This window comes from Microbacterium salsuginis (assembly GCF_012524205.1).
In the GTDB taxonomy this organism is placed as follows: domain Bacteria; phylum Actinomycetota; class Actinomycetes; order Actinomycetales; family Microbacteriaceae; genus Microbacterium; species Microbacterium salsuginis.
In genome coordinates, this window is sequence record NZ_JABACI010000007.1 from 1 (window position 1) to 14455 (window position 14455).

General features: G+C 71.6%; 16 protein-coding genes and 1 pseudogene. 9 read left to right on the forward strand and 8 right to left on the reverse strand.

What is annotated here, in order from left to right:
* Positions 1 to 266 (reverse strand): annotated as a pseudogene (locus HF576_RS19990) (HNH endonuclease signature motif containing protein); the annotation flags it as partial.
* Between the two features lie 338 nt (positions 267 to 604).
* Between HF576_RS19990 and HF576_RS19995 the strand changes: the two are divergent.
* Positions 605 to 1270 carry a methyltransferase domain-containing protein gene (locus HF576_RS19995; RefSeq protein WP_168914614.1) on the forward strand — a complete coding sequence of 222 codons (666 nt, stop codon included), beginning with the start codon at positions 605 to 607 and terminating at the stop codon, positions 1268 to 1270.
* On the opposite strand, the gene HF576_RS20000 is transcribed toward HF576_RS19995, so the two are convergent.
* From HF576_RS20000 to HF576_RS20015, 4 genes are read right to left on the reverse strand one after another with little or no spacing between them, the layout of a single operon-like run.
* Positions 1233 to 2687 carry an alpha-amylase family glycosyl hydrolase gene (locus HF576_RS20000; RefSeq protein ID WP_343234367.1) on the reverse strand — a complete coding sequence of 485 codons (1455 nt, stop codon included), beginning with the start codon at positions 2685 to 2687 and terminating at the stop codon, positions 1233 to 1235. The genes HF576_RS19995 and HF576_RS20000 overlap by 38 nt on opposite strands.
* Positions 2684 to 3328 (reverse strand): aspartate/glutamate racemase family protein, encoded by a 645-nt coding sequence (locus HF576_RS20005; RefSeq protein WP_168914615.1) that lies wholly within the window; start codon positions 3326 to 3328, stop codon positions 2684 to 2686. Before HF576_RS20005 ends, HF576_RS20000 begins: the two co-directional genes overlap by 4 nt.
* The gene (locus tag HF576_RS20010; protein WP_168914616.1) at positions 3325 to 4203 is read right to left on the reverse strand and encodes a hypothetical protein; all 879 of its coding nucleotides are present in this window, start codon (positions 4201 to 4203) and stop codon (positions 3325 to 3327) included. Before HF576_RS20010 ends, HF576_RS20005 begins: the two co-directional genes overlap by 4 nt.
* A complete protein-coding gene (locus HF576_RS20015; protein WP_168914617.1) occupies positions 4200 to 5621 on the reverse strand; it encodes an FGGY family carbohydrate kinase in 1422 nt (473 codons plus the stop codon). The genes HF576_RS20010 and HF576_RS20015 overlap by 4 nt, the downstream gene beginning before the upstream one ends.
* Before the next feature lie 75 nt (positions 5622 to 5696).
* Here HF576_RS20015 and HF576_RS20020 point away from each other — a divergent pair, with 75 nt between their 5' ends.
* Genes HF576_RS20020 through HF576_RS20030 form a run of 3 tightly spaced genes read left to right on the forward strand, consistent with a single transcriptional unit; the run spans position 5697 to position 8295 of the window.
* A complete protein-coding gene (locus tag HF576_RS20020) occupies positions 5697 to 6449 on the forward strand; it encodes a DeoR/GlpR family DNA-binding transcription regulator (RefSeq protein WP_168914618.1) in 753 nt (250 codons plus the stop codon).
* Positions 6446 to 7699: a 3-oxo-tetronate kinase gene (gene otnK / locus HF576_RS20025; protein ID WP_168914619.1), complete on the forward strand. Its 1254-nt coding sequence runs from the start codon at positions 6446 to 6448 to the stop codon at positions 7697 to 7699. Before HF576_RS20020 ends, otnK begins: the two co-directional genes overlap by 4 nt.
* The gene (locus tag HF576_RS20030; RefSeq protein WP_168914620.1) at positions 7696 to 8295 is read left to right on the forward strand and encodes a class II aldolase/adducin family protein; all 600 of its coding nucleotides are present in this window, start codon (positions 7696 to 7698) and stop codon (positions 8293 to 8295) included. Before otnK ends, HF576_RS20030 begins: the two co-directional genes overlap by 4 nt.
* A gap of 13 nt (positions 8296 to 8308) precedes the next feature.
* Here HF576_RS20030 and HF576_RS20035 read toward each other — a convergent pair whose 3' ends face one another.
* Together HF576_RS20035 and HF576_RS20040 are read right to left on the reverse strand one after the other, a co-directional pair.
* Positions 8309 to 8689 (reverse strand): MarR family winged helix-turn-helix transcriptional regulator, encoded by a 381-nt coding sequence (locus HF576_RS20035; protein WP_343234368.1) that lies wholly within the window; start codon positions 8687 to 8689, stop codon positions 8309 to 8311.
* Between the two features lie 43 nt (positions 8690 to 8732).
* Positions 8733 to 9248, reverse strand: coding sequence for an SRPBCC family protein (locus HF576_RS20040; protein ID WP_168914622.1), 516 nt, complete (start codon positions 9246 to 9248; stop codon positions 8733 to 8735).
* A gap of 70 nt (positions 9249 to 9318) precedes the next feature.
* Between HF576_RS20040 and HF576_RS20045 the strand changes: the two genes are divergently transcribed.
* Both HF576_RS20045 and HF576_RS20050 read left to right on the forward strand, forming a co-directional pair.
* Entirely contained in the window at positions 9319 to 9945 is a 627-nt protein-coding gene (locus HF576_RS20045) for an ABC transporter ATP-binding protein (protein ID WP_168914623.1), read from the forward strand.
* Positions 9942 to 11429, forward strand: a complete 1488-nt coding sequence (locus HF576_RS20050) for a hypothetical protein (RefSeq protein WP_168914624.1) — start codon at positions 9942 to 9944, stop codon at positions 11427 to 11429. Before HF576_RS20045 ends, HF576_RS20050 begins: the two co-directional genes overlap by 4 nt.
* Before the next feature lie 25 nt (positions 11430 to 11454).
* On the opposite strand, the gene HF576_RS20055 is transcribed toward HF576_RS20050, so the two are convergent.
* Complete coding sequence (locus tag HF576_RS20055; RefSeq protein WP_168914625.1) at positions 11455 to 12333, reverse strand: sigma-70 family RNA polymerase sigma factor; 879 nt, start codon at positions 12331 to 12333, stop codon at positions 11455 to 11457.
* Between the two features lie 77 nt (positions 12334 to 12410).
* Here HF576_RS20055 and HF576_RS20060 point away from each other — a divergent pair, with 77 nt between their 5' ends.
* From HF576_RS20060 to HF576_RS20070, 3 genes are all read left to right on the forward strand, one after another.
* Complete coding sequence (locus HF576_RS20060; RefSeq protein ID WP_168914626.1) at positions 12411 to 13211, forward strand: SDR family oxidoreductase; 801 nt, start codon at positions 12411 to 12413, stop codon at positions 13209 to 13211.
* 388 nt (positions 13212 to 13599) lie between these two features.
* On the forward strand, positions 13600 to 13995 hold the full coding sequence (locus tag HF576_RS20065) for an META domain-containing protein (protein WP_168914627.1): 396 nt from the start codon (positions 13600 to 13602) through the stop codon (positions 13993 to 13995).
* A gap of 122 nt (positions 13996 to 14117) precedes the next feature.
* The gene (locus tag HF576_RS20070; protein ID WP_168914628.1) at positions 14118 to 14324 is read left to right on the forward strand and encodes a DUF2188 domain-containing protein; all 207 of its coding nucleotides are present in this window, start codon (positions 14118 to 14120) and stop codon (positions 14322 to 14324) included.
* The last annotated feature ends 131 nt before the right edge of the window (positions 14325 to 14455 follow it).

Sequence of the window (14455 nt, forward strand, 5' to 3'; positions counted from 1 at the left end):
CGTTGCACGAGTTCGCGGGTGTTGCGGCATCCGTGCCGGGTGGTGATCCGGTCGCCATGCGCGGCCGACCCGTCACGGTCGGTGATCACCGCGACCGCCTCCACCATCACCCCTTCCGCAGACCGCCGGATGTGCCCGGCCGCGGCGAGCGCCGCCAAGACCTCGGGGTCGTCCGCGCCGCGCAGCCCGCCCTCCGCGATCGCCGCAGCGGTCACTCGCGCGAGCGCGTCGCCGAGCTCGTCCAGAGCGTCGGCGAGGCTGGTCATACCTCCATTCTGGCGAGGGCCACCGACATCCAAACGCCCAGATCAGGCTCCTAATCCACCCGGTGGACAACCCCGAATCCCGCACCCGAACCCCACCCTGTGGAGGAGGAGCGGGCAGCGCCCTCGACCATGCCGCTTCCTCCGCGACCTTGCCGGTTCCACAACGACCATGTCGACAACACCCTCGCCGCAGAACGCACATTCTCGGCGCGGAAGGCACATTCTCGGCGCGGAAGGCACATGCTCGGCGCGGAAGGCACATGCTCGGGGGAGGGACCGGGAGGTGGGACGCGTCGGTGGAGCGAGAAGCTGCGCGCGGCGGCAGTAGCATCCGAGGGGTGACCGAAGCGACGCGGGCAGGATATGACGTGGTGGCGGCGAGCTATGCCGAGATGATCCCCGACACCCGATACGAAGCGCCGGTCGATCTCGCGATGGTGCGGCACTTCGTCGAGGCCCTTCCGCAGCGCCCGGCATCGGTGCTCGACGCCGGCTGCGGCACCGGCCGCATGATCACGCTCCTCACTGAGCTCGACCGTGCGCTCGACATCACCGGCAGCGATCTGTCGCCCGGCATGCTCGCGCAGGCCCGGTCGCGGCATCCGGATCTCGACTTCGTCACGGCTGGCCACGCGGCGCTGCCGATCGACGATGACCGGTTCGACGGGGTGCTCGCGTGGTACTCCGTGATCCACACGCCGCCGCACGAACTGGGATCAGCGTTCGACGAGTTCGCCCGCGTGCTCCGGCCGGGCGGCGTGCTGCTGCTCGGGTATCAGGCGGGCACCGGAGATCGCCGGCTCGACAGGCCATACGGCCACGACATCGAGCTGACCGCGTACTTGCACCACACGCCGTACGTGTGCGAGGTGCTCCGATCCCGCGGCTTCGGCATCGACACAGTGCTCGACCGTGCGGCCCGTCCCAGCGAGAAGCACGCCCAGGGCTTCGTGCTCGCCCGATCCGTCACGCCAGCAGGTCGACCGGCATCCCGTCGAGCGTGATCTCGAAGTCGGGCTCGTCGACGCGGGCACGCAGGGCCGCCTCATGCTGCCCGCTGCGCCAGCGCAGCACGAGCGACGCGTCGTCGGGCGCGTCCCACGAGAACGAGCCGCCGAAGACCGGATGCCTCCGCAGCCGTGCGAGAGCGAGCTGGCCGCGCGTCACGTCGGTGTCGAGCGCCCGCAGCACCTCATCACGCGTGTAGTGGTGCCGATTGACGTCGCGTCCTTGACCCGTGCGTGCGAACAGTCCGGTGTCGTCGACGCCGCCGAGCAGCCCGACGTAGTAGAACTGCGGCTCGCCGGGCAGGAAGGTCTGCAGCGCGCGGGCCAGCAGCATCCGTCGGGTGTCTCGCCCGAGCACGCTGAAGAAGCTCGCGTTGATCTGGTGCGGCAGCGTCATCCACGCGGGGATGACCGACGCGACCGACGAGTGCCCGTCCGTGGCATCGTGCGCGCCGCGGAACACGGCCGCCATATCGTCGTGAGACAACAGGCCCGGTCGATCGCCTGACGGACCGGCGTCGATCACGCCGATGCCGTCGTGCGTGTCGAGCACGGTGACGGCGTTCGAGGGACGGATGCCGAGCCACGAGGCGATGCGGTCGACCCGGCCGCTGGCGAGCGCGTGCAGCAGCAACGGCGGGAACGCGAAGTCGTACACGAGGTCGACCAGGGGAGCGATCGCCTGCTGCTGCGAGTGGTGCGCGTGCACCTCGACCAGCACGCGCATGCCCCGCGCGTGGATCAGCTCGGCGGCCTGGGCGACGAACTCGAGGGTCTGCGGTGTCATGAACGAGTCGGTACCGGGGGTCTTGACGGCGTAACCCACGGCATCGAGCCGGACCGTGCCCACGCCGCCCGCGGCGAGTGTGTCGGCGAGCCGCTCGAGGTAGCCGACGCCCGCCGGGTGGGTGATGTCGATGTCGACCTGCGAGGGCATGAACGTGGTCCACACCAGGCGCCGGCGGCCGTCGGCGCCGCGATAGGGCGTGAACGGCAGGCCGGGGCGCGGACGGTAGAACGCCGTGATATCGGCTTCGGACGCACCGTGCGGGAACACTCGGTCGTATGTGAGGAACATGCCGTCATGCGGTGATTCCGCGCCGCGCTCGAGCCAGTCGGCGAACTCCGCGGAGCGGTTCGAGACGTGGTTGACGATGAGATCGGCCGTCACCTCGCGCGCGTCGGCGAGGCCGCGGATGTCGCTCCACGACCCGAGCCGCGGGTCCACGGCGGTGTGGTCGATCGGGTCGAACCCGGTGTCGTCGCCGTCGAACGGTGTGAAGAACGGCAGCACGTGCACGCCGTCGAAGGCGGAGAGCTGGTCATCGAGCAGCCTGCTCAGCCCAGGCAGGTCGCCGGCGAGCCGGTCCGCGTAGGTGAGGAGCGAGACTCCCCTCACGAGGGGCGCGGTCACGACGCGAGGCTCTCGACGAAGGCGTCGGCTCCCGACTCGGGCGACGTGAGCACGCGCGGATCGCCGCCCGCGCCGGTCGCCATCGACGCCTGCGCGAGAACGATCACGTCGACATCGCCTGCCGCGGCGATCGCCTCGGCGATCAGCCGATCGTGGGTCGCGAGATCGCCGGCGGCGCGAGCGTCCGCGGCGTCGGCCACGACCTGTGCCTGCACGTCGACGTCGGCGCCCGCTGCGGCGGACTGCACGAGCCGGCTGGTCGGCCCGAGCGTCGCCGCGAGCGTCGCGAGCACCAGGATCCGCCCGGATCCCGCCGTCGCCCGAGCGACGGCCTCGCCGGCCATGGCCCGGTCAACGCGCACGAGGGGCACGCCGACGGCGGCCGCGGCATCCGTCGCCGCTTCACCGATGGACGAGCACGTGACGAGCGCCGCAGCTGCGCCGGCGTCGCGGAGTGCGGCGAGATGTCCCCGGATGCCGGACTCGACGTCGGCGGTGATGCCCGACGCGATCGCGCGGGAGAGCAGCGAGCCGTCCGCGACGTGCACGATGTCGAGGTCGCCGCGGCGCTGGGTGAGGAGTCCCTCGAACACCGGCACGAGAGCCGGCACGGTGTGCAGCACGCCTACGCGCATGCTCATGCCTCCCGCCCGGTCGCCATGCACCACGGCCGTGCCGTCTCGTCGACGATGTCGCCGAGGGCCTTGAGCCGGTCGACCGAGCGGGCGCGCAGTTCGCCACGCACATCGGCGGTGCCGACGACGTCGCTCCACAGGGCTCGTCCGGCGAGGAAGCCGCTGGCGCCTTCGAGGCACGCGGCGCGCACGGCCTCGGCGAATCGATCCCGCTCGACGCCCTGCGACAGCACGACCCAGGGTCCGGTCATGCATTCGTTGAGCTCGGCGCTCGCCGCGCGCTGCTGCGCCTCGTCGCCGGCGCCCGCCAGCGGCACCTGGGACTTGTAGAGGTCCGGATGCAGGGCCGCCAGCTCGCGCGCAGCATCGCGGATCGCAGCATCCGGATCGAAGTCCGTCTCGCCGGGCGCGGCTCGCACGACCGGCTCGAGCACCGAGAGCACACCGTTCGCGCGTGCCGCTTCGATGAATCGTGAGGCCAGTTCGACGCGTGCCTCGCGCCGCTCGTCGCGGCGCCAGATGAGCAGCAGCTTGAGGCCCTTGACCTGCTCCGGCATGTCGGACAGTGCCGTGTCGTCGAGGTCGGTGTCTTCGACGGGGCCGCCGTCGGCCTGGTCGAGGGCGTCGACGGCGAGGATCAGGCCCGCGGATCCGGGGAGGGCTGCACGCACCTGGTCGAAGCCGAACTGGCGGTCGGCGAGGAATCCAGAGGCGTACGGGCCGAGCGTCTCGGCGACGGCGACCTTGAAGTCGATGAGCACGTCATCGGCGGGCCGGCCGCGGCCCGCGACGTCGAACATGTGGCGCAGGCTCTCGCGCTGGTCCATGGCGACCATGGCGAATGCGCCGGACGGGCGGGCGATGGCGTCGAGGGTGGTCATCGTTCTCCTTCGGTGAGGACGGTCTCGAGGAACCGTCGATAGGCGTCATCGAGCCCGGCAGCCGTCGCGGGTGCGACGTCGGTGCGCTCGAGAGTGAGGTCGGGGGATGCCGCGCCCGCCCGCACCGCCGACAGCAGTGCGGCGCCGGCGGCGACGGGTTCGTCGGTCGTCGTGCGGCGTGTCGGGATGCCGGCCGTGGCGGCAAGGGGAGCCCACGACGGGATGCGGTCGGCGAGCGAGCCGAGCAGCGTGAGGTCGGTGGCGGCAGATCCGGCGTGGATCTCGATCGCCTCGCGCATCCATCGCGAGTGGAGCACGAGGCCCTGCAGGACCGCGCGTGCTCGTCCGGCCGGGTGGGTGTCATCGCGGTGGATCTCGACTCCGTGGATCTCGACACCGGCGGTGGGGTCGGGCCGCGGACACTGCCGGCCGGACGGATAGGGCAGCACGGTCATCCCGCTCGTGACCCATCGCTGCGGATCGAGCTCGCGAAGCCGGTCGAGCAGCCGGTCGGCGGGATGCTGGGCGTCCCACCACTCGATCATCGCGCCGCACGCGCGGCTGCCGCCGAGCAGTGTGCGCGCCGAGCCGTCGACCGTGCGCCCGACCGAGAATCCATCGGCCACCGCCGCGCGCGTGGCCGCGGCATCCGTCACCCGCACGACCGCCTCGGCCGTGCCCAGCGAGTCGGCGACCGCTCCCGGGTTGCGCACGCCGCTCGCCCACGCTCCGACGGCGTGGTCGTGCCCGGCGATGTAGACGGGGATGCCGGCGGGCAGTCCGAACCCCCCGGCATCGCCGGTGGTCGGCGCGACCACCTCACCGGGTGCTCGCACATCGGGGAGAACGCCGGCGGCGAGGCCGGTGGACGCCAGCACGGCGTCATCCCATCCGTCGCCGTCCCCGCCGGCCATCATCGTGCGGGTGGCCAGGGTGTGGTCGGTGGCGCGCACACCGGTGAGCGCGTGCGCGACGAGGTCGGCCACGCCGGCCCAGTGCCGCATCGCCGGGAACAGGTCGGGGCGCTCGGCGCGAAGGGCGCGCAGAGCGACGGCGGCGGGTTTGGTGGTCGCCGGTACCCCGGTCATAAAGGGGAGTTCCGGATGCCGCGCGAGCAGGTCGTCGAGATGTCGGGGATCGACGCGCCGATCCCAGCGCAGCAGCGGTGTGAGCGGGCGTCCGTCGCCGTCCAGAGCGGTGCCGCTCTCGGCCATCGAGGCGATGCCGATCGCGGCGATCGGGTCTCGAGCGTCGGCCAGGCATTCGCGGGCGACGGCGGCACAGGCGGCGAGGAGTTCGGTGACGTCCGTGGGGGTCGGCGTCCGGACGACGCGCACGACCGACACCTCGGCGGACACGGCGACGAGGGCGGCCTTCGTCGTCGTGCTGCCGATGTCCAGACCCAGGACGAGCGTCACACGTCCAGTTTGTGACATTTCGAACACATTTAGCAAATGTTGTTTGATAATCGTCAGAGACGGGAGGATGGGCTCATGCGATACACGGCAGCGCCGGAGCGGCGTGCGGAGCTCGAGCGGCTCGTGTCCACCGACGGCTACGTCGCGTCGGCGGCCGCAGCCCAGCGCCTGGGCGTGTCGGAGATGACGGTGCGTCGCGACCTGCGGCTGCTCGAGGAGCAGGGCGTGGTGCGGCGTGTGGCCGGGGGCGCCACGATCGCGTCCGCGGGCGTCCCGTTCGAGAGCCGGGGCGCGGTCGGTGCGGCGCAGAAGCAGGCGATCGCCGAACTCGCGGCCCGCGAGGCCGCCGGCGCGGAGGTGGTGGCGCTCGACGCGGGCACGACGGTCGCCGCCGTGGCATCCCTGCTGCGTTCGGCGACGATCGTGACGCATTCGCTTCCCGTGATCGAGGCGCTCTCTCGAGAGCCCGAGTCGCGGCTCATCGCCGCCGGCGGCCACTACCAGCCCGACACGCGCAGCTTCGCCGGGCCGCTCGCCGAAGAGACCCTGCGTGCCGTGCGGTGCGATGTGGCGCTGCTGTCGGCGACCGCGGTCGGGCTCGACGGGCTCTGGGGCACGAACGTGCTGGATGCCGCGATCAAGCGCGTGCTCGCCCGACAGTCCGAGCGGGTGCTGCTGCTCGCCGACGCCGGCAAACTCGACGAGACCGCGGCGGTGCGCATCGCCGGGCTCGACATCGTCGACACGCTCATCACGGACGACCGCGTGGACCCGGACGTGCTCGAGCGCTTCGAATCCGCCGGCGTCGAGGTGAGGGTCGCGCGATGACGCTCGAACTCGGCGTGATCGCCGACGACATCACGGGCGCCTGCGACGTCGCGGCCGGGGTGACCGCTGCGGGACTGAGCGCAGAGGTGCGTCTGGGTGTGCCCGGCGCCGCGACGGCGCCTGCGAGCGCGTGCGTCATCGTGGCGCTCAAGTCCCGCACCGCGCCGGTCGAGTCGGCGGTGGCCGAGAGCATCGCCGCCGCGCGGGTGCTGCGCGGATGGGGTGCGCGCCGCATCTACCAGAAGTACTGCTCCACGTTCGATTCGACCGACGAGGGCAACATCGGTCCGGTGGCCGACGCGCTCGTCGACGAACTCGGCGTGGCCGTCTCGGTGGGAACTCCGGCGACTCCGGCGGTCGCACGCACGATGCACCGCGGGCACCTGTTCGTGGGCGACCGGCTGCTGTCGGAATCTTCTCTCGCGCACCATCCGCTGACGCCGATGCGCGATCCCGACCTCGTTCGCGTGCTGGGGCGTCAGACTCCGCACCATGTCGGCTTCGTGCCGATCGAGCAGGCCAGGGCGGGGGCGGATGCCGTGGCCTCCGGCATCCGGGATCTGCGTGGTGCCGGCGCGCGGCATGTGCTGCTCGACGCGGTCGAGGACCGTGATCTGGATGCCGCGGCCGCGGCTGTCGCCCACGAGGGAGACGTGCTGCTCGGGGGAGCGGCGGGCCTTGCGGTGGCGCTCGCTCGGCGGATCGGTGCGGGGGTGCCGCCGAGTGTGGCGCCGGCGCCGGCGGGCCGCGCACTGGTGCTGTCGGGCAGCGGATCCGAGCGCACACGTGCGCAGGTGTCCGCGTTCGCGGGTCCGCGCTTCGACCTCGAGGTGGACGCGCTCGCCGACGATGTCGAGGCCGTCGTGGCCGAGGCGCTCGAGTTCGTGAGATCGAGTCACGCGGTGCCGCTGGTGTCGGCGACGGCCGAGCCCGAGGACGTCGCCCGCGCACAGGAGCGGTGGGGGCGCGAGCGGGCTGCCGGGCTCATCGAGGACGCGCTCGCGAGGATCGCCGCCGCGGCCGTCGAAGAGCTGGGAGTGCGTCGCATCCTCGTCGCGGGCGGTGAGACCTCGGGCGCGGTCGCGGCCGGCCTGGGTGTCGACGTGCTGCGGGTACGTCGCGTCGCGGCGCCCGGCGTCGCGTGGACGACCGCGGAGGATGCGGCCGGCCGCGCGCTCGATCTGTGCTTCAAATCCGGCAACTTCGGAGGACCGGACTTCTTCACCGACGCCTTCGAGGAGGACGCATGAGCGCACGACTGTTGGTGGATGCCTGCCGGGCGGTGGCAGCGGCGGGCCTGTCGCCGGGAAGCTCGGGCAATGCCAGCGTCCGCGAGGGCGACCGCATCCTGATCACGCCCACGGGTTCGTCGCTGCGCCGCGTCGAGTCCGGCGACATCGCCGAGCTGACGCTCGACGGCGTGCACGTGGCGGGCCCGGCGCCGACGAAGGAGTGGGGGCTTCATGTGGCCTCCTACCGGGTGCGCCCCGACGCCGGTGCGGTCATCCACCTGCACTCGCGCGCGGCCACCGCGGTGTCGTGTCTGGTGTGCTCGCCGGGCGCCGATCCCTTGCCGGCGTACACGCCGTACCGGGTGAAGACGCTCGGCCGCGTCGCGCTGGTGGACTACGCACCGCCCGGCTCGGAGGCTCTCGCCGAGGGGGTCGGCGCCGCCGCGGCCGACGCGCACGTCATGCTGCTCGCCAACCACGGCAGCGTCGTGTGCGCGCCCGACCTCGTGCGCGCCGTCGATCTGTGCGAAGAGCTCGAGGCGGCCGCCGAGCTGACGCTCACGCTGCACGGTCGCGACGCCCGACTGCTCGACGTCGAGTCGGCCTGGGGCTGAGGCAGACCGGGTCTCAGTGCGGCAGCTGCTGCAGAGCGCCGAGGAAGTGCGCCTGCAGCCCCGCGGGCAGCGCCGCGAAGTACGCGGCATCCGCTGCCTCGACCGCAGTGTTCGCCTCGTCCGCGCGTCGCGCGCCGGTGGGTGTCAGCCTGAGCGCGATGGCGCGGCGGTCGGTCGGGTGCGCTGCTCGGACGAGGAGCCCCTTCGCCTCGAGTGCGCGCACGACCTGGGAGGTCATCATGACGTCGGTACCGGCCTGCTCGGCCAGCGCCCGCTGAGTGATCGGACCGGGGCCCGCCATCCAGGCCATGCATGCCAGGAGGACGAACTGCACGTGCGTGAGGTCGAAGGGCGTGAGAGCGGCGCGGATGTGTCGCTGCCAGGCGTTGGTCACCCTCCAGAGCATCAGACCTGTGCTGGCGGACGGATCCGCATGCTCACTCTGCAGCGGCATGCGCAGTGGCTTCCTCGACGGGCGGGTGCGGGTTCCGGTGGGGGTTCGGCAGAGCCGGCGCGGATCCCCGGTCCCTCGGAGAAGCGCCGTCCAGGTGGGCGACGAGGCCTTCGACGCCGGTGCGCGCGGCGTCGCCCATGGATGACCTCAACACGCGCCGCCAGACGCCCGCGAGTGGTCCGCGCACGCGGACCGTGACAGAGATTCTGCTGCCCTCTCCGCTCGCCGCGACGAGGTGCTCGAACTCGAGCCGAGCGCCGGGAAGCCTTGCGGTGTCGGTGAACAGCTCGTCCGGCAGCAGTGCGGTCACTGTGAACGTCAGCGCGGGCCCCTTCGCGGGTCGCAGCCTTCCCCGGGCGCCGACCGCGCACGGCGGCTCGGACTCGACGGCACGGACCTCGGGATCCCACGTGCTCCACGTTCTCGGATCGCTCCACAGCGCGAACACCGCGGCCGGCGTATGGCGGGTGATGCGGGAGTGCTCGCTGAGAAGGGTCATGGATATAGTATGCACGCATATCAATTGCATAGCGCGCGCACGACCCGCCGGGTCTGGAACACTCGAGTGGATGATCGATGTGTCGGAAGTGAGCGTCTCCGTCGCCGGCGCGGCACTGTTGCGCCGGACCGACCTCGCCGTCGACCGCGGGGAGGCCGTGGCCGTTCGCGGCCCGAACGGCTCGGGCAAGACGACGCTCCTGCGTGTCATCGCGGGCGAGATCACGCCGAGCGGGGGCACGGTCCGCGTCGCCGGCGAGGCGGTCGATGATCGCAGCTCCGTCTTCCGCCGTCGGGTGGCGGGGTCGCTGGGGCTTCCTCCGTTCGCACGCAGTCTGACCCTGCGAGAGCACCTGACGTTGATCGCCACGACGTGGGGAGCGGATGCCACGGCCGCCGAAGCCGCCGCCGATGAGGTCGGCGACGAGCTCGGCCTGTCGCGCCTGGCCGATCGGTTCCCGCATGAGTTGTCGTCGGGTCAGCGGCAGCTCGCCGGCCTGGCGACGGTGCTGGTGCGGCCGTTCGACATCGTGCTGCTGGACGAGCCCGAGCAGCGGCTCGACAGCGACCATGTATCCGCGGTGATCGGCGCGTTCGCGCGGCGGCGCGACGCCGGTGCGACCGTGGTCGTCGCGACCCACAGCGACCGCATCGCGGCGGAACTGACCGACCGCACCGTGCTGCTGGCGGCGGCATGACCTCCGCATTGCGCACGAGCGTCGCCCTGTGGCGATCGATGCACCGCCGCAGTGCCGGCGACCGTGCCTACCTCGGGTACGCGATCCTCCTCGCCGCGCTGGTCACCGTCGTACCTCTTGCTCGGGGCATCTGGCTGGCCGCCACGAGCCCGACAGGCGTGGCGACCCTCGCCCCGGCGGCGGGGGCCTTGCCGGTGCTCGTTCTGGGAGCCGCGCTCTGGACGGGTGCTCTCCTCCTCGGCCGCGCCCAGGGTCCGGTCGCGATGGCGCCGTTCCTGGCGTTCGCCGTGGGTCGCAGTCCCGTCCCGCGTTCGGCAGCGCATGCGCGTCCCTTCGTGCGAGCCGTCGCGGTGTGCGCCTCGCTCGGTCTTCTCGCCGCCGCCGTTCCCGTCCTGGCGTGGACAGGTGCGGGCGCCGTCGGTGTCGCCGCCGCCGTCGTGTCCCTCGCCGTGGGCGCCGCCCTCGGCGTGTCGGTGGCGATGATGTGGCTCGTCGGGCAGCTGGTCTCGCAGCGGACGGCCGCCCTTCTCGCGGTTCTGCTGGCGACGACGACCGTCGCTTGCGTGACGATTCCGGCACTCGGGGCCTTCACTCCGATGGGATGGCTCGCGCTGATCTACTTCAACGCCGGCTGGTCGCCTGCTGCGGCAGTGTTCGTCATCGTCGTGGCGCTGGGCTCGCTCGCGGTGCCGGCGGCCCTTCGCGCGCTGCCGGCCGAGGTCGTGCTGGCGCATTCAGCGAGGTGGGATGCCGCGACCTCGCACATCGGCATGCTCGACGTGTCGTCGGCGGCGAACGCGTACCTTCCGACGCCGCACGCGGGTCGCGGATGGCGAGCAGTCCATCGCGTACGGTCGCTGCCGCTCCGTCTCACCCTGAGCGACGCCGTCGGCGCCGCGCGGACCCCTGGCAGGCTGGCGATCGGCGTTGCCGGGCTGCTCATCGCCGGCATCCTGATGGGGGTCGCGTCGGTCCACCTGGCGCCGTGGCTGGCGGCGGCCGGGGGCGCGCTCGCCTACGTCGCCGTGGGGACGGTGACCGACGGCATCCGTCACGCCGTCGAGGCGATGTCGAGCACAGCCATGTACGGCGTGAGCGATCTCGCCATGATCGGCGGGCATTCGCTCTTCCCCGCGATATCGGCCGTCGCCGTGGTCGGCGTCGCGGCGCTCGTTGTCGTTGCGGCGACGGGTGGCGCGGTGTGGGGACCGGCAGCCGGGGCGGCGGTGGTCGCGCTGAGCGCTGTTGCGGCGCGCATTCTCGACGCACTGAAGCCGCCGATGCCGGTCGAGCTGCTCTTCCCCATTCCGACGCCGATGGGCGATCTCTCGGCGGCGAACCGGGTCGTGTGGGTGCTGGACGCACTGCTGCTCACCGGGCTGGCCGGTGCAGGAGTCGCGATCGTCGGCGACGCACCGTGGCTGATGGTGCTCGCCGTGATGGTCATCGCTGCCGTCGGCATCCGCCGGTGGGTGCGCCGCTGAGCGGTCGGGTTCCCCGCGCATGAACTCACGACGGTGAAGCGATCACCTCTTCGACGCCGAGCTTCGCGATCCGGTCGGGGTCGGCGAGGACGTGCAGTTCGGCGATCCGACCGCCTCGCAGTTCGAACGCCATGAGCGATACGACGCGTCCGTTCAGGACGGCCGCGACTCCCGGCATCCCGTCGATTCGCACCGGAGTGGAGTGTGCCGCGAGTCGTGCGGCGAGGCTGGCCTGAGCGGCGATGTCGCCCGCACCCTCGATCGTTCGGGTCGTCGTGCCGTAGTCGGCGTGCAGCACGGCCTTCTCGTCGAGAAGTGTGAGGAGTGCGCGGAGGTCTCCGCCCTGGGCTGCCGCGAGCCACGCGTTCACCACGCGACGGGATGTGCTCGCCGCTGGTCGCGCCGGTTCGGGTGCGTCGCGCAGTCTTCGTCGCGCTCGCGATGCGAGCTGACGAGTGGCTTCGGGTGACTTGTCGAGCACCGAGGCGACCTCGTCGAACGGCTGCCCGAAGACGTCGTGAAGCACGAAGGCGATGCGCTCCGCGGGGGAGAGGGCATCGAGCACGACCAGGAGGGCGACGTTCACGCGGTCGGCTGCGGCGACGACGTCGGCGGGGTCGGATGCCTCGGCCACCGGCTCGTCCCGCCACGGCTCCACCTGCCACGAGTGCTCGCGGGTGCGCCGCGGCGCCCGCAGCATGTCGAGGCTCACGCGCGATACGACCGTGGTGAGCCACGCATCGAGGTTGTCGATGCCGTCGGCATCCACGCGCTCGAGTCGCAGCCACGTCTCTTGCACGGCGTCGTCGGCATCGGCATCCGATCCCAGGAGCTGGCGCGCGATCGCCCGAAGTCGCGGGCGGGCCGTCTCGAACCGCCGGGCCAGAATTCTTCGATCAGTCATGTCACATGTCCTCGCTGTCGATCGTCAACACCTCGACGAACACACCGAGCGGTGTGTGACACGAAAGGACGAAGACCATGAACGAACCTATCCTCGTCACCGGCGGCACGGGAACGATCGGACGCCGTGTGGTGACTCTTCTCCACGGCGCGGGACACGACGTGCGAGTGCTGAGTCGCCGCGGCGGCACCGATGCGCCCGGCATTCAGCACGTGGTCGGCGACACGCACGAGGGAACCGGGCTCGATGAGGCGTTCGCCGGTGCGTCGACAGTCGTCCACCTCGCGGGAGGGCCCAAGAGCGACGACGTCGGCGCACGTCACGTCGTCCAGGCCGCGCAGCGTGCCGGGACGAGCCATCTGCTGCTCATCTCCGTGATCGGCGCCGGCGACGTGCCGATCGGATACGTCCGTATGAAGGGGGAGACGGAACGGATCGTGCGCGAGTCCGGCGTGCCGTTCACCATTCTGCGCGCGGCCCAGCTCCACAGCCTGCTCCTCCCGGTCGCGTCGAAGCTGTCGAGTCTGCGGCTCGCGCCCCGTGATGTGCGGCTCGAGCCCGTGGATGGCGAAGCCGTCGCCACGCGACTGGCCGAGCTGGCGCTCAGCGGGCCGTCTGGTCGCGTCGCCGATATCGCAGGACCGGAAGTCCTGACCTTCGCCGACCTCGTCGCCCAGTACAACGCCCATCGCGGGCTCACGCGGCGAGTGATGCGGATGCCGGTGCCCGGCGCCCTCGGGCGCGCATATCGTGATGGCACCAATCTTGCTTCGGCTCCGGTGGACCGGATGGGCTCCACGTGGCAGCAGTTCCTTGAGGGAGCGGATCCGATGACGACGGCCCGTCCCGATAAGGCGGCATCCGGCCGCGCCGCGTGAAAGGTCTTCGGGCGATGGCAGGGTTTTCGGTAGCACGGAGTCGTAGGGTGACCGCGTTCGGGCGGGATGACGGAGCCCACCGTCGGGTGTGACGGTTCCGGGGCCGGATGGTTGGTGTTCCGCAGCGCGTGGGTCGGCAGCGCGTGGGTCGTAGGCGATCGCGTTCCGCCCGGATGACGGGGCGTCCCCCGCGTGGGTCGGCGGCGCGTGGGTCGTACGCGATCGCGTTCCGCCCGGGTGACGGGGCGTCCCCCCGCGTGGTGAAGGTATCGGGCCTCGCGGCAGGTGCTTCCCACCACGTGGGTCCCACGGACGACCGCGCTCGCCCGGACGGTCGAGCTCTCTGTGGTGTGTGTGCGCTCGTGGTCGCCGGTGGCAGGATGGCGGCATGACGCCCCTCCGGAGGTGGAACGCCACTCCCTTGGCTCTTGCGGCGCTGACCGTGACCACGCTGATGCTCGCGGCGTGCACCCCGGGCCACACCCTGCGGCCCGGGTCGCCCGTCGGGCGCTGGGGTGATGCCGACGATCACGAGGCGCACCTCACCCTCGAGGAGGACGGCACCGCTCTCGGGCACGACGGATGCAACTCCTTCGGCGGACAGTGGGACCTGGTGAACGGCACCGTGATCTTCGATGACATGTACACGACGCTGGTGGCTTGCCCTGGTGACGAGTACTGGTTAGGCGGCATGGATAGTGCCGTCGTCATCGGCGACGCTCTTCATGTGCTGGACGACGAAGGACATGAGATCGGCGTGCTGCCGCGGTCAGCCGCAGATTGACCGCCCGGTTCGAGGACGGGCGGTCTGGCCGTCACGATCGTCCAGTCGTTCGAGCACGTCAACCCCCTCGCGGAGTCCGGGCCTGGCGCGCATCGTGGATGTCCATCGACCCTGGAGGATTCATGTCCGACACCACGAACACCGTCGTGACGCGTCCGAACCGCGGGCAGTGGGAGGTCGCCGTGGATGGACGACCCGAGCTGTCGCAGAGCTACTCCAGCCGCGAGGAGGCCGTCGACGGAGGTCGCACGGTCGCCGACGAGCTCGGGTTCAGGCACGTCGTCGAGGAAGCTGAGCCGACCGGAACGATCACCGATCCCCAGGAGTGACGCACGACCGAGCGCGACGGCCCCAGCGGCCCTGGTGGGTTTAGAAGGGTGCGTTGGTGGGCCAGTGGTCGGGGGGTGTGGTGAAGGTGGGGACTTTGCGTTCGGGTTGCACGATGTAGTGTCTGCCGGCG